At 46.4% G+C, this 22,428-nt stretch carries 16 protein-coding genes; 10 read left to right on the forward strand and 6 right to left on the reverse strand.

Translation table 11 applies throughout. The annotated features are described in order from the left end of the window. Positions 1 to 12: 12 nt before the first annotated feature. Positions 13 to 1,908, reverse strand: coding sequence for a BCCT family transporter (locus DLE54_RS00075; protein ID WP_083757349.1), 1,896 nt, complete (start codon positions 1,906 to 1,908; stop codon positions 13 to 15). A 585-nt stretch (positions 1,909 to 2,493) separates the two neighbouring features. Between DLE54_RS00075 and guaA the strand changes: the two genes are divergently transcribed. Then, positions 2,494 to 4,092: a glutamine-hydrolyzing GMP synthase gene (guaA, locus tag DLE54_RS00085; protein WP_110815849.1), complete on the forward strand. Its 1,599-nt coding sequence runs from the start codon at positions 2,494 to 2,496 to the stop codon at positions 4,090 to 4,092. Positions 4,093 to 4,272: 180 nt separating this feature from the next. Here guaA and DLE54_RS00090 read toward each other — a convergent pair whose 3' ends face one another. From DLE54_RS00090 to DLE54_RS00100, 3 genes are all read right to left on the reverse strand, one after another. Further along, the gene (locus tag DLE54_RS00090; RefSeq protein ID WP_110815850.1) at positions 4,273 to 4,605 is read right to left on the reverse strand and encodes a hypothetical protein; all 333 of its coding nucleotides are present in this window, start codon (positions 4,603 to 4,605) and stop codon (positions 4,273 to 4,275) included. A 3-nt stretch (positions 4,606 to 4,608) separates the two neighbouring features. Beyond that, positions 4,609 to 5,586, reverse strand: coding sequence for a zinc-binding dehydrogenase (locus DLE54_RS00095; RefSeq protein ID WP_110815851.1), 978 nt, complete (start codon positions 5,584 to 5,586; stop codon positions 4,609 to 4,611). 192 nt (positions 5,587 to 5,778) lie between these two features. Then, positions 5,779 to 8,781: a GDYXXLXY domain-containing protein gene (locus DLE54_RS00100; RefSeq protein ID WP_162617723.1), complete on the reverse strand. Its 3,003-nt coding sequence runs from the start codon at positions 8,779 to 8,781 to the stop codon at positions 5,779 to 5,781. A 599-nt stretch (positions 8,782 to 9,380) separates the two neighbouring features. Here DLE54_RS00100 and DLE54_RS00110 point away from each other — a divergent pair. The 9 genes from DLE54_RS00110 to DLE54_RS00150 all read left to right on the forward strand — a co-directional run bounded on the left by DLE54_RS00110 (position 9,381) and on the right by DLE54_RS00150 (position 20,328). After that, entirely contained in the window at positions 9,381 to 10,982 is a 1,602-nt protein-coding gene (locus tag DLE54_RS00110; RefSeq protein ID WP_110817252.1) for an ABC transporter substrate-binding protein, read from the forward strand. Positions 10,983 to 11,143: 161 nt separating this feature from the next. Then, a complete protein-coding gene (locus DLE54_RS00115; RefSeq protein WP_110815854.1) occupies positions 11,144 to 12,820 on the forward strand; it encodes an ABC transporter substrate-binding protein in 1,677 nt (558 codons plus the stop codon). A gap of 53 nt (positions 12,821 to 12,873) precedes the next feature. Next, positions 12,874 to 14,559, forward strand: coding sequence for an ABC transporter substrate-binding protein (locus DLE54_RS00120; RefSeq protein WP_110815855.1), 1,686 nt, complete (start codon positions 12,874 to 12,876; stop codon positions 14,557 to 14,559). Between the two features lie 102 nt (positions 14,560 to 14,661). Beyond that, complete coding sequence (gene oppB / locus DLE54_RS00125; protein WP_011959318.1) at positions 14,662 to 15,582, forward strand: oligopeptide ABC transporter permease OppB; 921 nt, start codon at positions 14,662 to 14,664, stop codon at positions 15,580 to 15,582. Between the two features lie 98 nt (positions 15,583 to 15,680). Further along, the gene (oppC, locus tag DLE54_RS00130) at positions 15,681 to 16,586 is read left to right on the forward strand and encodes an oligopeptide ABC transporter permease OppC (RefSeq protein WP_011959319.1); all 906 of its coding nucleotides are present in this window, start codon (positions 15,681 to 15,683) and stop codon (positions 16,584 to 16,586) included. A gap of 120 nt (positions 16,587 to 16,706) precedes the next feature. Then, positions 16,707 to 17,753, forward strand: a complete 1,047-nt coding sequence (locus tag DLE54_RS00135; protein WP_011959320.1) for an ABC transporter ATP-binding protein — start codon at positions 16,707 to 16,709, stop codon at positions 17,751 to 17,753. Between the two features lie 3 nt (positions 17,754 to 17,756). Next, positions 17,757 to 18,800: a murein tripeptide/oligopeptide ABC transporter ATP binding protein OppF gene (gene oppF / locus DLE54_RS00140; protein WP_011959321.1), complete on the forward strand. Its 1,044-nt coding sequence runs from the start codon at positions 17,757 to 17,759 to the stop codon at positions 18,798 to 18,800. A 133-nt stretch (positions 18,801 to 18,933) separates the two neighbouring features. Beyond that, a complete protein-coding gene (locus tag DLE54_RS00145; protein ID WP_110815856.1) occupies positions 18,934 to 19,668 on the forward strand; it encodes a hypothetical protein in 735 nt (244 codons plus the stop codon). A 99-nt stretch (positions 19,669 to 19,767) separates the two neighbouring features. Next, positions 19,768 to 20,328, forward strand: coding sequence for a hypothetical protein (locus DLE54_RS00150; protein WP_011959323.1), 561 nt, complete (start codon positions 19,768 to 19,770; stop codon positions 20,326 to 20,328). Positions 20,329 to 20,460: 132 nt separating this feature from the next. Here the strand turns inward: DLE54_RS00150 and DLE54_RS00155 are convergent, their stop codons facing one another. Together DLE54_RS00155 and DLE54_RS00160 are read right to left on the reverse strand one after the other, a co-directional pair. After that, positions 20,461 to 20,736, reverse strand: coding sequence for a DUF2798 domain-containing protein (locus DLE54_RS00155; protein WP_110815857.1), 276 nt, complete (start codon positions 20,734 to 20,736; stop codon positions 20,461 to 20,463). 199 nt (positions 20,737 to 20,935) lie between these two features. After that, positions 20,936 to 21,985, reverse strand: coding sequence for an NAD(P)H-dependent flavin oxidoreductase (locus DLE54_RS00160; protein ID WP_110815858.1), 1,050 nt, complete (start codon positions 21,983 to 21,985; stop codon positions 20,936 to 20,938). Positions 21,986 to 22,428: the final 443 nt, after the last annotated feature.

The raw sequence follows: 22,428 nt of genomic DNA on the forward strand, positions 1-22,428 counted from the left end.
CCAATAGCTAACTTATTTATCTGAGTCTTTATCGAGCTCATCTTGCTTTTCTTCTTCAGCAAGCTGTGCTTCTTCATCCTCAATCATGGTTTCCCACTCTTCTTGCTGTGCCAATACTGAGCCCTCAGGAGCCTCAGAGGTTTCGCCTTCTTCCCAAGGTGCATTTTCGGCCAGCTCTTCAATATGAATGGTTTTCAAGTTGTAATCTGGCTGATAATGTAGGTCGTAACGGGCCGCTTTAATCAGCGATAACATCATCATAGATAAGATGATAATCAGTGGCGCACCAGCAATAATGGAGGCGGTCTGTAGTGTGGCCAAGTCGCCTAAGAACATCAAGATGGCTGGCAGTAGACACAAGGTAAATGCCCAAAATAAGCGGTTCCAGCGGTGCGGCTCATCATCCACTTCTACCTGTACCACAGACGCTAAAATATAGGAAATAGAGTCAAAGGTCGTCGCGGTGAAGATGATGGCCAAGAAGGTAAATACCGATATGACCAAGTACGACATGGGGAGGCTATTTAAAATCGCAAAAATAGCTGCCGTGGCTGTCTCATTGTTTAAAATTGATACCACATCGACGGTACCGGTTAGCTGCAAATATAGGCCATAGTTACCCAAGATAATCATAAACATTGCACAGCCCAATGAGCCGTAGAACATAGAGCCCACCACCATGTTTTGAATGGTGCGACCGCGTGAAATCTTAGCGATAAATAGACCAATAGTGGGTGCAAATACTAGCCACCATGCCCAGTAGAATACGGTCCAATCTTGTGGAAAAGTGGTGTGCTCAAAGCCAAAACTACCAAAGTCTTTAAACGGCTCAATATAAGTCATCATCCGCGGCATTTCAGTAAGGGAGCGTCCCAAAGCCTCTAGACCTGTATTAAAAATAAAGACGGTAGGGCCTGTTACTAAAATAAATAGCAAGAAGGCTACGGCAAGATAAAAGTTGATATTGGATAGTTTTTGAATACCGCCTTTAAGACCTTGATAGGCACTATAAGCGAAAATCATGGTGGTCACGAACAATACCGCCAACTGCATGGTAATGTTGCGCGGTAGGCCAAATAAGTTATACAGACCTTCGTTAATTAGGGGTGAGGCCAAACCTAGCGTGGTCGCACCACCACCAACCATACCGAACACAAACAGCACATCGAGCATTTTAGCCCAGTTGCTGCTGGCAAGCTTCTCACCCAATAAGGGCATTAGGGTCTGACTGACTTTGAGAACTGGGGTCTGGCGCACGTAATAAAAATAGGCGATAGGCACAGCCGGTACCAGATAGATGGCCCAAGCCACAGGGCCCCAGTGGAATATGCCATAAGTGGTCGCCCAGCGGATGGCATCGGGGGAGCCTGCGGCAATATTAAACGGTGGTCCTTGGTAATAGTAGGCCCACTCAATTAAGCCCCAGTACAGGATACTGGCACCAATACCCCCACAAAATAGCATGGCTGCCCAAGAGGCATCGCCAAATTCAGGGGTGTCTTCTGGACGACCGAGTTTAATTTTACCGATATCAGAGAAGATGATGTAAATCACAAACATCATCGCCAGCACCCCAAAGGTGAGGTAGGCAAAACCAAAATTAGTGGTGACAAAATTACGGGCAATACCGACCCACTCTTTACCTTGCTCTGGGAAGAAAATTAGTGGAATACAGATGCCCAATAAGATGGCCAATACCATCCCAAAGGTGAACTTATCAATACGGGTATCAGGCTCATGATCGGGACGGCGCTGCGAGATTTGCATACCTGCATTAAAAGTCCCTAAGCGAGGTGGCCGGGTATGCCGGGTAGTGGCCCTAATAAAGTCAGGTAAATAATCGTCTGAGTCCAAATGAGAGGGTCGATTGGATTTGTGGCTGTCTTTACGGCCACTGGTGTTAGTCATGTGTTGACTCCTGTATTAATAGTGATGGGCTAATCCTTTAATAAAACTAATAGGTGCCTATATATTAACATACCAGATAGGCCGCTAAACTAACCAACTTTTAAAGCCTATTCTGGCTTAATTATAAAAGCCACCCGCTACATTAAAAGTCATTATCGAAACTTAGGAGCACCATTAAAGCTAACCGCCACTATTAGGATGAGAAGCTGCCAAGCCCTTTATCCTATCAAATTAACAACCAGTCATGCGCCCGTTATTGCTTTGTGCAGACTTTCTAGCTGGACCATTTGTCTCGCATGGCCATCAAAAAATAAAACAGTACTGTCGTGACCATGCTTAAAATGGCGATATACGATAGGTCTTGACCCAGCGATAACACCCAGTTAAGTAGATTATTTAAAATAAATACTATGATAAAAAATACGATTGCGCTTTTTAATCTCATAATAGAAGACCTTTATAACAATTTATTTGTGATATCGACATAATTCTCTGTCATACAATCCCCATCATAACGCATAAACTTGTTAAAATAGGCGCTAAAATTTTTGCTAGTTATTCTTTATTCAAAGACTGGAAGACATTATGAGTATAGCCGCACCCACCATCAAAGAAGACCGCATTTTAATTATCGATTATGGCTCACAGTACAGCCAGCTGATTGCCCGCCGTGTTCGTGAAGCGGGCGTATTCTGCGAAATGTATCCTTATGATATCGATACCAATCGTATCGAAGCATTCGGTGCCAAAGGTGTGATCTTATCAGGTGGCCCTGAAAGTGTGCACGACGAAAATAGCCCAAGAATCAATCAAGCTTTGTTTGATTTAAATGTGCCGATCTTAGGCATCTGCTACGGCATGCAGGCCATGGCCGATCACTTCGGTGGTAAGGTTCAGGCAAGTGATGTGCATGAATTTGGCGCGGCTACCATTGATGTGACGGGCCATAGCGCTTTACTTGATGGTATTGAAGATGAGCACAAAGACAACAGCCGCTTGCATGTGTGGATGAGCCACGGTGACAAAGTAGTTGAAGCCCCTAAAGGCTTTGATATCGTCGCCAGTACGCCAAGCTGCCCCATCGCCGTGATGGTCAATGAAGACAAAAAATACTACGGCCTACAGTTCCATCCAGAGGTAACGCACACCTTACAAGGCGACGTGTTATTGTCTCGCTTTGTGCATCAAGTGTGTGGCTGCGCCGGTGACTGGACGCCAGATAACATCATCGATATGCGGGTTGAGCAATTAAAAGAGCAAATCGGTGATAAGCAAGTTCTACTTGGCCTATCAGGCGGTGTGGACAGCTCAGTTGTGGCGGCCTTATTACACAAAGCCATTGGCGATCAGCTGACTTGTGTGTTCGTGGATAATGGTCTACTGCGTCTGCACGAAGGCGACCAAGTGATGCAAGTATTCGCCGAAAATATGGGCGTAAAAGTGGTGCGTGTCGATGCTGAAGATCGCTTCTTAAGCGCATTAGCGGGTGAGAGTGAGCCGGAAGCTAAGCGTAAAATCATCGGCAAAACCTTTATTGATGTATTCGCCGATGCCGCCCGTGATATCAGCCAAGGCAGCGACGGTAAGCCGGTTGAGTTCTTAGCGCAAGGTACCATTTACCCAGACGTGATTGAATCTGCCAAATCACACCAAGGCAAAGCGCATGTGATTAAGAGCCACCACAACGTAGGCGGCTTGCCCGATGACTTGCAGTTTGAATTGGTTGAGCCACTGCGTGATCTGTTCAAAGATGAAGTCCGTAAACTGGGTATTGCCTTAGGCTTACCACACAAAATGATTTATCGTCATCCATTCCCAGGTCCAGGTCTAGGCGTGCGTATCTTGGGCGAAGTCAAAAAAGAATATGCCGACATCCTGCGTCAAGCCGATGCTATCTTTATGCAGGAGCTTGAGCGCTCAGGCTGGTATGAGAAGACGGCGCAGGCCTTTGCAGTATTTACCCCAGTGAAATCTGTCGGCGTGGTGGGTGATGGCCGCCGTTATGCGTGGGTTATCGCGCTACGTGCGGTTGAAACCATCGACTTTATGACCGCCCGCTTTGCGCACTTGCCATACGAGCTGATCGAGACGGTGAGTAACCGCATCATGAACGAAATCAAAGACGTGTCTCGTGTGACTTATGATGTGTCGAGCAAGCCGCCGGCGACTATTGAGTGGGAATAATTGACAAGTCAGGTTGAGTCAAATAGACGTTTATTGCGGTGTCAGGTTCGCTTAATGCACTTGATGTGCAATTTGCGCTCACCTTCCTTGCACTAAATGCCTCTTTGACTCACCCTAGATAACAGGTTTATAAATAGAAAAGCACCCCACTGGGTGCTTTTTTAATGTCGAATCGAGTGATTAAGCTGAATTAGACACAAAGTAGGTAAAAAGCAGCAGTGCAGATAGCGCAAAGTTAGCAATAACATTTGTCCACAATGGCTTAAACTGTGGACTTTGCTTATCAAACGATATTTGATACAACCGAATCAAATACATAACCCCTGTCAAAAAGACGATAAAGAAGGGATATAAGGTGACAGTAGAGGTAAACTCACTACGCCTAAAATCTGCTATCAAAATAAAGATCAGCTGCACACTGCAATACAGCATCACAATACTGATGATAAACTTTAACCAGAATATCGCTTTATTCTGGCTAAAATCGGCTCGAATTCTATCCAATAGGTTCATACGCTAAACTCGTAATAGCACCTTACCTTTCTTACCTTTTTGTACCTCACCAGATACGGCAGTAGTGATGTCATCTAGCGTATAAATAGCGTGTACAGGTAAAGACAGCGTGCCTTCGAGTACGCGCTGCTTTAACTCATCAATCAGGCGCAGCTTATTGTCCAGACTCATCTCACGGCTGGTTTTACTGCCCCAGAAGCCTTTGACGACCACTTCTTTAAATATCAAATTACTGGGGTTTAATACCATAGGCTGGCCGGCCATCACACCAAAAGACACCAGAGTGCCGCCGCTGCCAAGTAAGGTTAATAAGTCATTGCTGGCCTCACCGCCGAGTGAGTCTACTGCGGCATCAATTTGGGCGGTGCCAACAATTTTGCGAACCTGATCTTGCCAGTCAGATTCAGACACATCGACCACATGTGCCACCCCCAGCTCTTTAAGAGAGTTTGCCGCTTCTGCTCGGCGCACCAGACTAATACTGTTGACGCCGCGCGCTGCTGCGAGCATGGCAAATGATTTGCCCACCGCACCATTGGCTGCATTTAACAGTGCCCATTGCCCAGCTTTAAGCTCTAAAAACTCAAGCAGCATTAGGGCACTAAGCGGCATCGCAATCAGCTGAGCGGCGATTTCATCGTCAATGGCATCAGCAATAGGGAACACCATTTTAGCCGGTGCATTGAAGTACTCAGCCCAGGTGGCGTGTACGCTGGCTGCCGCCACACGTTGACCGACTTCGAAGCCCTCTACCTCAGAGCCAATCGCATCGACAACGCCCAGCGCTTCACTACCTGCAATGGCAGGCAAGTTAGGCTTGTCGCCATATTGACCGCGGATGGTGATTAAGTCGTGATTGTGAATGGTGGCCAAAACGGTCTTAATACGAACCTCATGGGGTGCCGGCTCAGGAATGGGTCGGTCTGTTATGCTAAGTACGTCTGAGGGTTTGCCAAACTGTGTATAACTGGCTGCGCGCATAGTCAAGTCCTTTATTATTTAAGTTGTTGTTTCAATTATCCATTTTTAGAGTATTACATCCTTGGGTTGGTTCACAGTAGCAAAGCAAGTGTGTGCGCATCAACCGGTGTTTGGTTAAAAAATAAGACAGCGGTTATCGGCAGTCTAAATGGTAGGGTGTTTAACATAAACGGCCTTTAAACAGTCGCTGGTCTAATTGGCCTCGGTAGGGTCAATAGAGCTGCCTGTAATCACTTGTCGCGTGTCATCGACCATATCAGTCAATAACAGCTTACCCGATGGGCCAACCCGAAATAAGCCATACTCTGCCTTTTCAAATGCTTTGGCGTGACCTTCTTGGAAGAAAAACGCATTGCTGGCCAGCCTCACCTCACCATGACGCAGCCGATAATAGAGAGCCAACTCATGAGGGCCTAGCGTATTCGCCTCTGTAGGAGTGGTATCTTGCAAGCGTACAAAGTGCCCAATGCCTTGAGCATCTTTTTTGACAATTACCCAGCCATTTTTCGATAGGTTATACACCTCAGATACCCCCTTTTGATCGGGGTTTTTTGCTGCCAACTGAGCCTCAAGGGCGCGAATTATCTGCTCAGATAGGGCGTAATTAAGCGCCATATAATCGCCCTGCATTAAGCTGCGCGGATCCACAGGTGCAAGCTTTAGTAAAACGGTCTCTCCTGTGGCCAGTAGCTTCTCATTTTTGGCAATACTGATATTGACTACGCTTAACGTCAGAAGTAGCCCTAATATAGCAGCAGCAAGGTTTGTGCCCCAAGCACGAGTTGTAGTAGGTACATTGGCATAAGTACGCACATTGGCATAAATAAGCGATTGGGCGTCCGCTTGAGAGGGCAGGTGGCTTTGAGTGAGGTGCTCAGTCGACTTAGGTATCCCCACCAAGCGCCGCATGGCCCACCGGATCATAAACAGTGCGGCGGCGACGGCCAGCATAGAGCCGGCCTTTAACAATAAGCTGCTGTCTAGCTGATAGTAGTACCAGAAGATATAACCGACCAAGGCGCTAATACCCAGACCTCGTAGGGTACGGTTTTGATTGGCCATGGCAATAATGATGACCAAACTGCTGGCAAGCACTCCTGAAACATAGACTGAAACCACGGCAAGAAGCCCAATGGCCAGTGCAATTAAGCCGCCTGTTTTTGAGATACTCTTAAGTTGATAGCGCTGCAAAATGATATACGCAGCGTAAAGACTACTTAAGGTCAGTAAGAGCTGTGCAAGCGCATAACGGTACTGAAAGTCTGAGCCAATACCTATCAAGCCGTCTTGATATTCAGCGGCAATAAACACCACTGAGATAAGAAGTAAAACAAAGCTTGTGGCATAAGCCATAGCATTTAGTAGTGACGGCGAGAGGGTTTTTCTTCCTTTCAAGGGCTGCTTGATACTCTGTAGGTGCACGCCAAAAAGCACAGCAAGCAATGCCAATATGGCCGGTGACGCTTCAGGAAGCTGCACGTAAGCCAGTAGCCATACGAGCGCTAAAAGCCCCATAACACTGCTAAAAAATCGTGATAAAACATCGGTGAATAACGTAAGAAGCAGCGCCTGCATCAGCATAAAGGCGGCGATACTTAAGGCAATATCATCGATGATTTCAAACAAAAAAACCGCCAAAAACGCCTGACCTGACAGACTCAAGGCAAACGCCAGACTATCGCTAAAGGCTTGTTGTTTCGAGGGTGTATTCAGGTCACGACGAATAAATAATTCTTGGCGTGACAGCACAAAACTGACAAACAGTAATAACAGGCCAACGGTTAGCTTAATGATATCGTCTTTTAAGGCCACGTTTAGTAATAAAACAATAAAGCCGCTGATCAATCCACCAGCCAATAGGCCACTTAAGATCAAAAACAGCTGCAAATACCAAGGTGTATTTTGCGAAGAGGAGGGGGTTTTCGATGCAGTGGGGGTGGGTGGGGTGAGCTTGGTGGCCAAATCATTGGGTACGTTTGCGGGCAGCTGCTTGGCGTGCGTCTGCTGTACGCGGCTTGGTGTGTCTAGCGGTTCACTGGGCGGCTGTTGATTCGGTGGCTGTTGACTGTGCAAGTTACGCAGCCAACTGACTGCATAAGCGCTCATGGCAATCAGTAACAATGCCAAGATAAATAAAGCACTGGTGCTCATAAACTGCGACAGTATCCGAGTTGCCAGTCCTAACACAACGATAATAACCGACCCTGACAGGCAGGTCAGCATAAATAAATCCGTGCGTCGACGACGAAACTGAGCATAGAAAAAACCAATAAATACCAGCCACAGACTTAGACAGGCGATACTGATCATATCGAGATGAAAGCTTTGTTGTAATACCGCAAATAATCCCAGCCGGGTGGCAAAATAAGTGGCCAATAATCCTACCAAATAAACAGACCAAGGCAGAGCGGTGGCCTGAAAGTTGGCGTCAGCAGAAGCAGAAGAGGCGGCTTGGGGTGGATTTTTTGAATTGGCCTTTTTATAAAAAAACAGCTTATTAAACATCGAGGTGTTCAATAGCTTTTGGCCAAAAAAACCATTAACAGCTGCCGACAAAGCCATCAAAAGTGCCACAGAGTTTATCGCGGTCATCAGCATCAGATACACCCCACTAAACAGCTGGTAATCCATCCCAGTGCCTAGCCAAGAGTCAACAAACCAAAAGCTGATATCGGCAAAGGACAGCTTAAGACTGATATTAATCAGTAGCAGCCACAATAGCCATAAAGCTGGCAGCCGCGCGATAATTGCCCAAGGCGTAATCAGCAACGCCCAATAAAAAAACAGCTGCCAACTGTCAGCCCCAGTCTGATAAATCTGACCAAATAATGCCAATAAGCTGCCCACCACTACGCTTGCGATAAGTAGCAACAACGGCTCGATGAGATAAGTTTTATGCTGAGCCGATACTGTGCTCCGCTTATAGGCAAAGGCCACGTAGCCCAGCACACTGACAATCAAGGCCGACTGAACCAGAGCAAATTTGCCCATCTTGCCCATCGCTGTCCAGTTATAAGCCACAAAAAATATCAAGGCCAGCGCCAAGGCCGTAGCGGCAATGATTAATAAGCTGTTATCAAAAAACTTTATCCAGGCAAGCGGGCTGGGGCGGACGCCATTGGGCTGTGAGGCTAGAGCGACTGCGCTATTAGGATCAGAGGCGGGCAGGTTCGATTTAGGGGCAGGCTGGGTCATAATTTTCTCGGCACGCAGCTTAATATACAGCGAAAGCGGCAAATTGAGTGCAAGGTTTATTAATCATTTAATCAATTAATCATTGAGTATTTATAGCGGTTAAGAGTAACAGTTTTTAGGCCAATAGCGATGGATAAACTTTGGGTAATACTGTTAATAGCAAACAAAAGTTTGCTAGTTTTTAGGATATTGTCAAAATCGAGTCGATTTTTATCGTTTTAAATAAATAAAAAATCAGAGGTGTATTGTCGTGTAAAGCCTTGATACTATTGACTTTAATTTTTAAGAAGTGACTTTGTGTATCACAGATACATGAATATTTATTGACAGACTCATATATTTTTTTTATTAATATAACTACAATGAATAACAAGTCTGTAATTTAGTTGCTAAAAAGAATTAGCTTGTTAGTTAGGTTTGAGCTTTTGTAAGATAGTGTGTTTTATTAACTATCGTGTTTTTGTTAGATTGTTGTTTTATTCGTTTATGCAAGCTTTGCATGAAAGCTTATATTTGCCATTGCCCAAAAGGATTTTATTGTGCGTAAATCAACCTCTTTAGTGAATACAGTTTTTCTTCCAACCACGTTAGCCTTAGCGATGATGATGGTCGGATGTGGTGATAAATCAGCCAGCAGTGGCAGTTCAGCCAAAGTAGACCCCAATGTTTTAGCCGATAAGCAAGAGCTGATTATTAATAACGCAGCTGAGCCTGAGTCATTAGACCCACAAAAAGTCTCTGGGGTACCAGAAGCGGCAGTCATTCGTCAAATGCTGGTGGGTCTAACCACCACAGACCGAGATGGCAAAACCATTCCTGGCATGGCCGAAAGCTGGGAGAGCACAGACAATAAAGTTTGGACCTTTAAAATTCGTGATGCCAAATGGTCAAACGGTGACCCGGTTACTGCCAATGACTTCGTTTACAGCTGGCGCCGTCTGTTAGATCCCAATACAGCATCCCCTTATGCCAGTTACTTAGTCGATGCCAAAGTGGCGGGCGCTGAGGCCATCATGGAAGGTAAAGCTGCGGTAGATAGCTTAGGGGTTAAAGCCCTTGATGATAAAACCTTACAAGTGACTTTATCAGAGCCTGTGCCTTATTTCCCAGACACTTTAATCCATACCTCTGTAAAACCTGTGAACCAAAAAGCGGTAGAGCAGTTCGGTGATAAATGGACCGATCCGGCCAATATCGTGGTCAACGGCCCATACAAAATTAGCGAATGGCAGGTCAACGACAAGATTGTGTTAACCCGTAACGAGAGCTACTACGACAATGCCAACACCACCCTAGAAAAAATTACCATGTTGGCCATCCCCTCTAGCACCACCGACGTGGCACGCTATCAGGCTGGTGAGATTGATGTGACGAATGAAGAATTGCCCTCAGAGCAGTTCAAGTCTTTAAAAGAGCAGTTGGGTGATGAGGTAAGCGTATCGCCTATGCTATGTACTTACTACTACGAGTTTAATACCGTTAAGCCGCCATTTAATGATGCGCGCGTCCGCCGTGCTCTGGCCTTAGCGTTAGACCGTAACACCATTACCGATAAGGTCGTCGGACAAGGTCAGACGCCCGCTTATCAGTTAACTCCAGTATCGACCAATGGCATGGAAAACAACACACCTGAATGGCAAAACTGGGATCAAGCACGCCGTGCAGAAGAGGCGAAGAAGCTACTTAATGAGGCCGGATATAGCGAATCTAAGCCCCTAAAATTTGAGCTGTTATATAACACCAGTGACAACCACAAGAAAATCGCTGTCGCGGCAAGCTCGTTATGGAAGCAGTCACTTGGTTTCGTTGACGTAAGCTTAATTAACAAAGAGTGGAAAACCTATCTAGATACGCGCCGCAATGGTAACTATCAAGTGGCCCGTGCGGGCTGGTGTGGCGATTATAACGAGCCTTCTACCTTCTTAAATATCGTCAAATCTGGCAACAGTAATAACCAAGGTAAGTACTCAAGTGCCGCCTTTGATAGCTTGATGACTCAAACCTTAAAAGCGGGCGTTACCCCAGAGCAGCGTGCCAACTTGTACAAACAAGCAGAAGTACAGCTTGACAAAGACATGCCAAATATCAACGTCTACCACTATGTAAGCCCTCGTCTTATCAAGCCTTATGTGGTCGGCTTCCCAGTTAATGATCCTTTAAACAACTGGCAAGGTAAAGATCTAAAAATCGCTAAGCATTAATCACTGATAGGCTCATTGCGACATTTAGCATCCCTGAGCGCCAGCCGTCTTCGGCTGGCCGCATCCTCATTAAATAGACAAACGGATAAGTCGACACTCAAGCGGCTTATCCGGTATTGATTTTGGCGATGGCCAATGTGACAACTAATAAGGATATAAGTATGGTCTCATCTTCGCGCAGGACTTTAAAAGCACTCCCTTCAATCACCTTAACTGCGGCGATAACCACGGCCGTTTTTTTAAGTGGCTGTGGCGACAAAGCGGCCAGTAACGCTGGGGCCTCAGCTAAGATAGACCCTAATGTCTTGGCCGAAAAACAGCAGATTGTTATTAACAATGGTACCGAGCCTGAGTCGCTTGATCCGCATAAGATATCCGGCCTACCTGAAGCCAATATTATCCGTCAGCAGCTGGTGGGGCTCGTCACTACTGATGCTAAAGGTAAGACCATTGCTGCGATGGCTAAGAGCTGGCAGAGTGAAGATAACAAGGTTTGGGTGTTTAAACTGCGTGATGCCAAATGGTCAAATGGCGATCCTGTGACCGCACAAGACTTCGTCTATAGCTTACGCCGAGTGGTGGATCCTAAGACCGCATCACCATATGGCAGCTACTTGGTCGATGCCAAAGTGGTGGGCGCTGAAGCCATCATCAATGGTAAGCAAAGCCCAGATACGTTAGGTGTTAAAGCTTTGGATAATAAAACCTTAGAGGTGAGATTAACTGAGCCGGTACCTTACTTTGTCGATATGCTGATACATACCTCAACCTCTCCGGTACATCCGGCCACGGTTGAAAAATTTGGGGTGAAATGGACCGATCCTAAGAACATAGTGGTCAATGGCCCTTATAAAATTAGCGAGTGGTCGGTCAATGACAAGATAGTGCTGCAGCGTAATCCGGCCTATTACGACAATGCCCACACCACCATAGATACCATTACTTTACTGCCGATTGAGTCGGAGACCACCAATGTGGCCCGTTATAAAGCGGGTGAAATTGATATTGGTGCCGGCATGCCAACTGAGCAGTTTGATGAATTAAAAGCAGAGCTGGGTGATCAAATTCAAGTCTCACCAAGCTTGTGCAGTTTTTATTATCAGTACAACAACAAAAAGCCACCTTTTGACGATGTGCGGGTGCGCCGAGCGCTGGCCATCGCCTTAGATCGCGATACCATCACCCAAAAAGTGATGGGACAAGGTCAGACGCCAGCGTATCAATACACGCCGCCGTCGATTCAAGGAATGACCCCTTTTACACCTGAGTGGCAAAGCTGGGATCAGAAAAAACGGGTTACAGAGGCCAAAAAGCTACTCAATGAAGCCGGCTACAACGAGCAGCATCCGCTGAAGTTTGAGTTGTTGTACAACACCAATGAAGGCAATAAAAAGCTGGCTGTGGCCACAAGCTCGCTACTAAAAGAGGCCATTGGCTTTGTCGATGTGAGCCTAATGAACAAAGAGTGGAAAACCTTTTTGGACACCTTTCGTAATGGTAATTATCAGCTGGCACGCTATACCTGGTGTGGCGATTATAACGAGCCATCTACCTTTTTGAATATTGCCAAGAGCGGTAATAGTAATAACTGGGGCGGTTATTCTAGTGTTAAGTTTGACAGCATTATGAATCAAACGCTCAAAGAGGGCGTGACCGCCGAGCAGCGAGCAGAGCTGTATCGTCAAGCGGAAGCTCAGCTCGATGCTGATATGCCACAGCTTAATGTATTCCATATCGTCAAGCTCAGCATGGTTAAGCCTTATGTGATCAATTTTCCTTTGCAAGATCCTTTGAGCAATTGGCAGATTAAGGATGTCTCTATCGCCAAGCATGACTAAAAAGAGTGGCTGCGATGAGGGTTGGATTTGGTATTAATAAAAGTGATTAAATTATGAAGATTTTAAGTCGTACAACATTACCGACACGCTTGCCACTGGTGATGGCTGTCCTAGCTGGGCTATCACTGAGTGCGTGTGGTGACAAAAACCCACAAGAGAGCGGTAGCACAGCCAAGACCTCTGAGCAGATTGAGCAGACAGCCTTGGCCGATACGCAGCACATCGTCATTAATAACACTGCCGAACCTGAGTCGATAGACCCGCACAAAGTCTCAGCGGTGCCAGAAGGCAACATCATCCGTCAGATGTTCACCGGGTTGGTCGATACAGACCGAGAAGGCAAAACTGTGCCTGGTATGGCTGAAAGCTGGGAGAGTAGTGACAATAAGGTCTGGACCTTTAAGCTGCGTGATGCCAAGTGGAGTAATGGCGATCCGGTAACCGCTGGCGACTTCGTTTACAGTTGGCAGCGCCTCATTGACCCAAATACCGCTGCACCTTATGCCAGCTACTTGGTCGATGCCAAAGTGGTGGGCGCTGAAGCCATCATGGAGGGCAAAGCCGCAGTAGATACCTTGGGCATTAAAGCGCTTGATGACAAGACGCTACAAGTTACCTTAACCGAAGCTGTGCCTTACTTTCCTGACATGCTTATTCACACCTCTACCAAGCCGGTGCCTCAAAAGGTCATTGCTGAGTTTGGGGAGAAGTGGACGGCACCTGAGCACATCGTGGTGAATGGGCCTTATACGTTAAGCGAGTGGTCAGTGAATGACAAAATTGTGCTGACCCGCAATACCCATTACTTTGATAATGTGAACACCAAAATTGATCAAGTCACCATTTTACCGCTGTCATCGCCCACAACAGATGTGGCACGTTACCGAGCAGGCGAGGTGGATGTCAGTGCTGAAGTACCGCCTGAGCAGTTTGATATGCTCAAAAAAGAGCTGGGCGATGAGCTCAGAGTAGCACCTAGATTGTGTACTTATTACTACAAATACAACACCGTCAAGCCCCCATTTAATGATGCGCGCGTACGCCGAGCTTTGGCCTTGGCTTTAGATCGTGACACCATCGCCACTAAGATTATGGGGCAAGGTCAAGCGCCTGCTTATCAGTTGACGCCGCCGATTACCAATGGCATGGAGAACTTCACTCCGCAGTGGGAGAGCTGGAGCAAACAGCAGCGCATTGATGAGGCAAAAAAACTATTAAACGAGGCAGGCTACAATGCCAGCCATCCACTGAAGTTTGAGCTGTTGTATAACACCAGTGACAACCATAAAAAAATTGCCGTGGCCTTTAGCGCTTTGATGAAGCAAGCGCTAGGGGAGGACACAGTGGATGTTACCTTGGTCAATCAAGAGTGGAAAACCTACTTAGATACCCGCCGATTGGGCAACTATGACATTGCCCGCTCAAGCTGGTGTGGGGACTATAATGAACCATCCTCGTTTTTAAACACACTTAAGACTGACAACACCAATAACCACGGTAAATACTCCAGTGCTAAGTTTGACAGCATTATGAATCAAACCTTGGTTGAAGGGGTCGATGCGACGCTGCGTGCCAAGCTATATCAACAGGCTGAAGCACAGTTAGATGCGGATATGCCCAATCTAAACATGTTCCATTATGTTGGGGTACGTCTGGTTAAGCCTTATGTGGTGGGCTTCCCAGAAAACGATCCACTAGATGTGTGGCAAGCCAAAGACTTGGCCATTGCTAAGCATTAAGGGTAAAACACACCCATAGCAGATAAAGAATAAGCACCAAACACGGATATTAATTATCGATTTTAACAACGGAATCAATGCGTTACTGATAACAGAGGGTTTATGTTAAAGCTTATATTTCGGCGGCTATTAGAAGCCATTCCCACCATGTTTATCCTTATTACCGTGTCATTTTTTATGATGCGATTGGCGCCGGGTAGTCCGTTTAGTGGCGAGCGTAGCTTTTCACCCGCGGTAATGGCCAATATTGAAGCCAAATATCACTTAAATGACCCCATGTGGCTGCAATATGTGCATTATTTAAAGCAAATTGCAGTGGGCGACTTTGGCCCCTCCTTTAAGTACAAAGACTACACCGTCAATGAGCTGCTATCACAAGCGCTACCGGTTTCGGTGGAGCTGGGCCTTTATGCCTTTATCCTAGCCTTAGTGCTCGGACTTATCTTCGGTATTGTCGCCGCTTTAAAACAAAACTCATGGATTGACTATATCGTTATGGCTTTTGCCAATATCGGGGTGGTTATTCCAAGCTTTGTCAAAGCGCCCCTGTTGGTACTTATTTTTGCCATTACTTTAAAGTGGCTGCCCGGTGGCGGCTGGAATGATGGGGCGGTACAAAACCTTATCTTGCCGGTGACGGCACTGGCTTTGGCTTATACTGCCAGTATCGCGCGTATCATGCGCGGCTCTATGATTGAGGTGATGAACAGCCAGTATATCCGTACCGCACGTGCCAAAGGCTTGCCGATGCAGCGTATTGTATTTAAGCATGCACTGCGCCCAGCGATGCTGCCGGTTATCTCATATTTAGGCCCTGCTTTTGTGGGTATTATCACCGGCTCAATTGTGATTGAGACCATTTTTGGTCTGCCCGGTATCGGTCAATTATTCGTTAATGGCGCCTTAAACCGTGACTATGGCATGGTGCTTAGCTTAACCATTTTGGTGGGCGTATTGACCATTGCCTTTAACGCCATTGTCGATATTTTATACGCAGTTATTGACCCACAGATTAAGTACTAGGCCGTTAAGTAGGCTCGCCAAAGCATCAATGAAATGCCCATTGCCCTAACGCCTACTTACCCCATTCACCTGCAAAAGATTAAGTAACAAGGATGACTATGAGTGTTATCACTGACAAGCCCATTGATTTAGTAGCGCCCACCGCACCTGCCATTAAAGGACGCAGCTTATGGCAGGATGCTTGGCGTCGTTTTTATAAAAACAAAGCGGCGATTGCCAGCTTGGTTATCTTATTTTTGGTCACAGTATTTGTGATTTTTGTGCCGATGTTTGCACCTTTTGGTTATGCAGAGACCGATTGGGGCTATATGCAAGGGGCGCCATCATTAGAGAATAAGCATTATTTTGGCACCGACTCTTTGGGCCGTGATTTATTGGTACGTACCGCCATTGGTGGTCGTATCTCGCTACTTGTAGGTATTGCAGGCGCCACTGTGGCGGTGATATTCGGTACCGTTTATGGTGCAGCTTCTGGCTACTTAGGCGGTAAGATTGATGCGATTATGATGCGCTTTTTGGAAATCCTAAACGCCTTTCCATTTATGTTCTTCGTGATTTTGTTGGTGACTATCTTTGGTCGTAACCTGATGCTTATTTTCGTGGCCATTGGTCTGGTTTCTTGGCTGGATGTGGCGCGTATTGTACGTGGTCAAACACTAAGTCTTAAGAGCAAAGAATTTATTGAAGCGGCGCACGTGGGCGGGGTATCAGGCTTTAATATTATTATGCGTCACATCGTGCCAAACGTACTTGGCGTGGTGGTGGTGTATGCCTCACTACTGGTGCCTAGCATGATTTTATTTGAGTCTTTCTTAAGCTTCTTAGGCTTAGGTGTACAAGAGCCGATGACCAGTTGGGGTGCTTTATTACAAGAGGGCTCGCAGACGATGCAGGTGGCACCATGGCAGATTTTGATACCTTCTGTGTTTTTGGTAGTGACTTTGTTTTGTTTTAACTTTATTGGGGATGGTTTGCGTGATGCGTTTGACCCCAAAGATCGCTAGTTAATGGTTTGAGTTAACCAATTCAATCCATAACGTGCATACATAAGTGAGTTAAAACCACAAAAAATACAGTGGGTAATGCCCGCCAATAGCCAAATAGCCAATACAGGGACAACCATTATGAGCGTATTACAAGACAGCAAAGCGCCAGATTTATTGCAGGTCAAAGACTTATCGGTACAATTTAAGACCGAAGATGGACTGGTCACTGCCGTAAATGGGCTAAATTTTAATCTTCACCAAGGTGAAACTCTGGGCATCGTAGGGGAGTCCGGCTCGGGCAAATCACAGACTGCCTTTGCCATCATGGGGCTACTTGCCAAAAACGGTCTGACCAAAGGCTCAGTATTATTCGAAGGTCGTGAGCTGCTAGGCATGTCACAAAAGCACTTAAACAAGCTGCGTGCTGAGCAAGTGTCAATGATTTTCCAAGATCCGATGACCTCGCTAAACCCTTATATGAAAATCGGCGATCAGCTGGCTGAAGTGCTTATCTTGCACAAAGGCATGAGCAAAAAAGAGGCTTGGGAGGAGGCCATCAAGATGCTTGATGCGGTAAAAATCCCCGAGGCCCGCAAGCGTATCGGCATGTATCCGCACGAATTCTCAGGTGGTATGCGCCAGCGGGTAATGATTGCTATGGCGCTGCTTTGCCGTCCTAAGCTGCTGATTGCCGATGAGCCGACCACCGCACTTGATGTGACGGTACAAGCACAGATTATGACTTTGATGAATGAGCTAAAGCGTGACTTTGGCACCACCATCATTATGATTACCCATGACTTAGGCGTGGTCGCAGGTATTTGTGATCGGGTATTGGTCATGTATGCTGGCCGTACTATGGCTTATGGTCATACCGAAGAAATCTTCTACAATCCGACTCACCCTTATACCAAAGGCTTGCTGCGAGCGATTCCACGTCTTGATAATGACAGCGGTCAGCTTGAGACCATCCCTGGTAGCCCGCCAAACCTACTCAACCTGCCTGCCGGCTGTCCTTTTTATGAGCGCTGCACTTATGCGATGGAGCTGTGCCGTGATGTGCCGCCACCGCTTGAATTTCTGCCCAATGAAAGACAGCGTGCTTGCCACTGGAAGCCTGAAGATGTGGCCAATACAGAGCCGCAAGATGCCCAAGCTCAACTTGCAAATAACATAGAGGGATAAGCCATGACACAGACTACAAGCAATCGAATCGATGTGGTGAATGACGCGCCTTTATTGCAAGTTAAGGACGTGGTGACCAGCTTTGATATTAAACAAAAAGGCAGCTATTTTTGGCAAAAGCCGGCGACTTTAAAGGCCGTCAACGGCGTCTCCTTTGAATTATTCGCCGGTGAAACCTTAGGCGTGGTGGGGGAGTCGGGCTGCGGTAAGTCGACGCTGGCTCGCACCATTATTGGCTTAGTGACTGCCCGTTCGGGGAGTATTAAGTTCAATGGCGAGGAGATGATGGGCGCGACCAAAAAGCAGATGCGTCTTAAGCGAAAAGACATCCAGATGATTTTCCAAGACCCCTTAGCGTCACTAAACCCGCGTATGACGGTGGGTGATATCATTGCCGAGCCATTACGCACTTACTATCCCAAAATGCCAAAATCTGAGGTTGAGCAAGAAGTACGGGCCATGATGAAAAAGGTCGGTCTACTGCCCAACCAAGTCAACCGTTATCCCCATGAATTCTCAGGCGGTCAGTGCCAACGCATAGGCATTGCACGCGCTCTTATCTTAAGACCTAAGCTGATTATCTGTGATGAGCCGGTATCGGCGCTGGATGTGTCGATTCAGGCGCAGGTGATTAATCTACTACAAGACGTCCAAAAAGAGATGGGCTTGGCGCTTATCTTTATTGCCCATGACTTATCTGTGGTCAAGCACATCTCAGATCGGGTACTGGTGATGTATCTGGGTAACGCCGTCGAGCTTGGTGTTGATAAGGCCATATATGACAATCCCACCCATCCTTATACCCAGGCCTTGATGTCAGCTGTGCCCATTCCAGATCCACAGATTGAGCGGAACAAAACCATTCAGCTGTTAGAGGGGGATTTACCCAGCCCTATTAATCCACCTTCAGGCTGCGTGTTCCGTACCCGCTGTCCGATAGCAGATGATGGCTGTGCGCAGACAAAGCCAGTATTAGAGGGCACACCAGATCACCAAGTGGCATGTCTAAAGAACAAAGTAACTCAATTACCAGGTGCCGTGGCTTAGCGTATTAAGCCACTCAGCACAGCGCCATATACAAAAAACCTGCAGGGTTGGTAAAAGGATATTGACACTCAAGCGTACTGATAATATATACTAAATATTGGATTTAAAACATCATAATAAATAAGGATATTTTATGAATAAAGCGCTTAAGCTGCCAAATAAGGGTCTGAAACTAGCGGTAGGCGGCGCCTCACTAGTGGCGCTATTATTGGCATCAGGCTGTGCTACTACTGAGCTGCTCAACTCAGGAAGCAGTAGCAGCCATACCACCACCAGCGAGCAGGTGTTGGTGGAGGATCAGTTGGTGGCCTTTGGTCGCCCTGCCACGCCGCTGGCCAATATGCCCTCAAGTAGTGTGGTCATAGTGGGTGAAAAGTACAGCTATGTGCTTAGCCAAGGCGGCCCGGAGATGGTCAATCTATTGACCAATCTAACCCCTAAAAATATCCGCGTTGATAATGACATGCGCTTTTACTCTCCCAATAACGACGGGCACTTCCAAGGACAAATGAAGCTGTCTTATGCCAAGCTAAAAGATGAGTTTCAGCGCAGCGATTACAATTTCTTCTTACAAAATGGCGGTAAAGAGTGCAGTAGCTCAAGTGATGAGCGTATGAATGCCCAGCGCTTTTGCTTTACCGTACCCATTAAAGGTGTTGTCTATCCGGCAGTCAGTAATCTGAGCCTGATACAATCTAAATATAGTGCCTTAACCAAGCCTTATCCGGTCACTATCTATACCAATGGCAAAACCACCACAACCACCAACAATGGTGCCAGTGCGGCGGGCAAGCTGGTGTTATTGCCTTTCGCTCTAGCCTTTGATGTGGTGACGTTCCCCTTCCAGCTGCTTGATGCCGCCAATTAAGTCGCTATAGCGTCAAGTCATAGGCTAAGGGCTAGAGAATAGAAATGGATAGCCCAAGCCTAGTGTTGATAAAACAGAGAATGGTGAGGATGTATAACAATGAATAGAGGTATAAAGACGTTAGCTATAGCACTGGCTTCACTGTTAACGGTGAGTGGCTGCGCAACCTTAAACGAGGTACAGCAGCGAAATATAGACAAACAAGCGATGAGAAGCTTACCTACGGCACAAGAGTATCAGGATATTTTGGATGCGGTGAAAAAGGTTGAGCCTACCACAGTAGTAGGTTCAGAAAAACCGCGGCGCTGGCTGTTGGTCAATGAGATACCACCGTTACTTGGTAATGCTGAAAACCAAAAAGAGTATTTGGATGTGGATAGTCCTTACCGCTCGAGAAATGTTGCTTATGGTGAAGTAAGGAGTGTGAAAGCCAGTGGTGCGTACACCGATACCACTTATCGTGTATTTTGTGAGGATGGTTATTATCGGGCATATAGTGTCAATCAATATACTCGAAACCATAACAAGATACCGTGGTTATTGGCGTTAGGCAGAGACGACTATGATAAAGGTGTGTTTGAGCATCATATTAAAATGGCGAAACATATCTGTGCGCTATCTGGATTCTATAAAGGTATGCCAGATTCTAGCAAAAAATAACGGCATGCTTACGATTGGCCATTCAAGCCCATTAGAGCAGTCAATCATTAAAGTAAAAAACCATAGTGAAGAAGCCCCAAACTTAACCGTTTGGGGCTTTTTACCTAATATGTGCGGTGTTACTGATAAGCGTTAGTCATCATTATGGAAATGAATGCGGGTCAGTATTTTGGTCTGAATCACATAAGCACACACATAAGCACTGGGCCAAGCGAATATAAACGAGGTGCCCCATGAGTGCATCAGCTCACTAAAGAAGTGCTGACTATAACCTTGTTTTAATAGGATAAGCGCAGATGAAATGATCAGCGACATCAATAGCGCCATCAGACCAGTAAAAATCAGACGATAGTATTTGGTGTGAATACGTAACCCTTGATGAGGATTATCAGATACTCGTTCATTCATAAATATGCCCCAAAACTCAAATCAATAAATCATTAGTGACTCTTAGTATGGGTATGAAGATGAGAATTTAAATAGGGGGAAATGTTAAGTTTTATTAACTGATGAGCGATTATTAAATTATCATTTCAATAATTGCTACTAACAACAAGCCACTGCTCTTACGGCGGGCGACACACAGTCAGCTTAAAGCGCAGAGCAGCTAACCATTAGTCAACTGCGTCATGAGCTCATTAACCGATAATGCTTGAACCTGACTCACCCCTTGCCCTGCCCACAGTGACATATACTCTGGATTATTGGCTGTCGCGGCTGCCGCTCGCATCGGCTGAGTCATGGCATTGAGCTGAGGGTAGGCGGGCAGGGTCTCGTTATCATAGGAGCTAAAGCGCTCAAGATAGTCATTCATTAAACCGCGTGCCTGCTTGCCTGAGAACAGGCGAGTCAGGCGAGTTTGTGCCCGACGTTCACCCTGGGCAGCTTTCAATAACTGTGCCTTATATAGGTCGCTGACACCGCTTTCAGTCGTGGTCAAAAATGCCGTCCCCAGCTGTGCCAACTGCGCACCTGCTTCCTGTACCGCCTTAATCGCTTCAGCGCTCATAATGCCGCCTGCCGCAATAAGCGGCACATCGGTCACCGCCTTAGTCTGCGTAATTAGCGTCAGTAAACCCAGTGGGTCTTGCTGACTTTGGGGCAGCCAGCCGCCACGATGCCCGCCAGCTTCGACCCCTTGCACACAGACCGCATCGGCTCCGATATCTGCCCAAGCTTTGGCTTCTAACGGATGGTTGGCGGTGCCCACTACTTGAGTGCCAACCGCATGTAACGCTGCCACTTGGGACTTACTGATAATACCAAAGGTAAAGCTGGCTACAGGAACCGGATTGTTGAGCAGTACTGCAAACTGCGCTTCAAAAGATTGCGCCGGATGAGAAGGCAAATCCACTGGTATGTTAAGCGTATCGTAATGCGCCTGTAACCACTCTGGCATCGGTGTATCAAAGGTGGTCGACTCAGTTGCAGACAATACCATCAGATTGACTGCAAACGGCTTGTCAGTAAGCGCTTTGATTTGATTAATCTGCTCATTAATCTTACTAGGTGCAGTGGTGCCGGCACCCAAGCTGCCCAATCCACCGAAGTTACTCACCGCAGCGATCAGCTCAGGTGTGGTGGCGCCGCCTGCCATTGGTGCTTGGACGATGGGGCAGGTTAGGTTTAGGTCAGATAATAGGTTTTTGGTGCTCATGCTGACCCCTTTTGATTTTTTATAGTTGGAGAAAAGTGCGCATGAGTAACTTTAGCAGAACTAAGGCTGATAAGGGATGCATAGTGCTTATTTAATTCGTGAATAGTATGTATATGGTTGAGTATGATACATAAAGTATTCAAGCTGTGTTAAAACAGAGTGAAATAAATATTAATTTGATAATGAAGATTACAGCCATGCCACTCAAAAAATTCCTGATAGTTTTTATCCCAAATTTTTTGGTTTATATAAGCTATATCATCTATGAAATAACAATTGCTAATAACGCGGCTGTTAGAGGATGGTGGCCGTTAGCACTCATCTTTATTGTGCTATTCCATGGTATCGTTAGCGTCGTCTATTGTGTTATTGACCGGATTTCACCTTCGCCCTACTGTTATACAGATGTGTACGGTGTAATGTTTACTTTGCCTTTCGTAATA

The sequence above is a fragment of the Psychrobacter sp. YP14 genome (assembly GCF_003209315.1).
GTDB lineage: Bacteria > Pseudomonadota > Gammaproteobacteria > Pseudomonadales > Moraxellaceae > Psychrobacter > Psychrobacter raelei.

What these genes read in the sequence shown, in the direction of transcription:
- DLE54_RS00075 (WP_083757349.1), bottom strand. Translation starts at nt 1,908, where the DNA reads ATGACTAACACCAGTGGCCGTAAAGACAGCCACAAATCCAATCGACCC.
- guaA (WP_110815849.1), top strand. Translation starts at nt 2,494, where the DNA reads ATGAGTATAGCCGCACCCACCATCAAAGAAGACCGCATTTTAATTATC.
- DLE54_RS00090 (WP_110815850.1), bottom strand. Translation starts at nt 4,605, where the DNA reads ATGAACCTATTGGATAGAATTCGAGCCGATTTTAGCCAGAATAAAGCG.
- DLE54_RS00095 (WP_110815851.1), bottom strand. Translation starts at nt 5,586, where the DNA reads ATGCGCGCAGCCAGTTATACACAGTTTGGCAAACCCTCAGACGTACTT.
- DLE54_RS00100 (WP_162617723.1), bottom strand. Translation starts at nt 8,781, where the DNA reads ATGACCCAGCCTGCCCCTAAATCGAACCTGCCCGCCTCTGATCCTAAT.
- DLE54_RS00110 (WP_110817252.1), top strand. Translation starts at nt 9,381, where the DNA reads ATGATGATGGTCGGATGTGGTGATAAATCAGCCAGCAGTGGCAGTTCA.
- DLE54_RS00115 (WP_110815854.1), top strand. Translation starts at nt 11,144, where the DNA reads ATGGTCTCATCTTCGCGCAGGACTTTAAAAGCACTCCCTTCAATCACC.
- DLE54_RS00120 (WP_110815855.1), top strand. Translation starts at nt 12,874, where the DNA reads ATGAAGATTTTAAGTCGTACAACATTACCGACACGCTTGCCACTGGTG.
- oppB (WP_011959318.1), top strand. Translation starts at nt 14,662, where the DNA reads ATGTTAAAGCTTATATTTCGGCGGCTATTAGAAGCCATTCCCACCATG.
- oppC (WP_011959319.1), top strand. Translation starts at nt 15,681, where the DNA reads ATGAGTGTTATCACTGACAAGCCCATTGATTTAGTAGCGCCCACCGCA.
- DLE54_RS00135 (WP_011959320.1), top strand. Translation starts at nt 16,707, where the DNA reads ATGAGCGTATTACAAGACAGCAAAGCGCCAGATTTATTGCAGGTCAAA.
- oppF (WP_011959321.1), top strand. Translation starts at nt 17,757, where the DNA reads ATGACACAGACTACAAGCAATCGAATCGATGTGGTGAATGACGCGCCT.
- DLE54_RS00145 (WP_110815856.1), top strand. Translation starts at nt 18,934, where the DNA reads ATGAATAAAGCGCTTAAGCTGCCAAATAAGGGTCTGAAACTAGCGGTA.
- DLE54_RS00150 (WP_011959323.1), top strand. Translation starts at nt 19,768, where the DNA reads ATGAATAGAGGTATAAAGACGTTAGCTATAGCACTGGCTTCACTGTTA.
- DLE54_RS00155 (WP_110815857.1), bottom strand. Translation starts at nt 20,736, where the DNA reads ATGAATGAACGAGTATCTGATAATCCTCATCAAGGGTTACGTATTCAC.
- DLE54_RS00160 (WP_110815858.1), bottom strand. Translation starts at nt 21,985, where the DNA reads ATGAGCACCAAAAACCTATTATCTGACCTAAACCTAACCTGCCCCATC.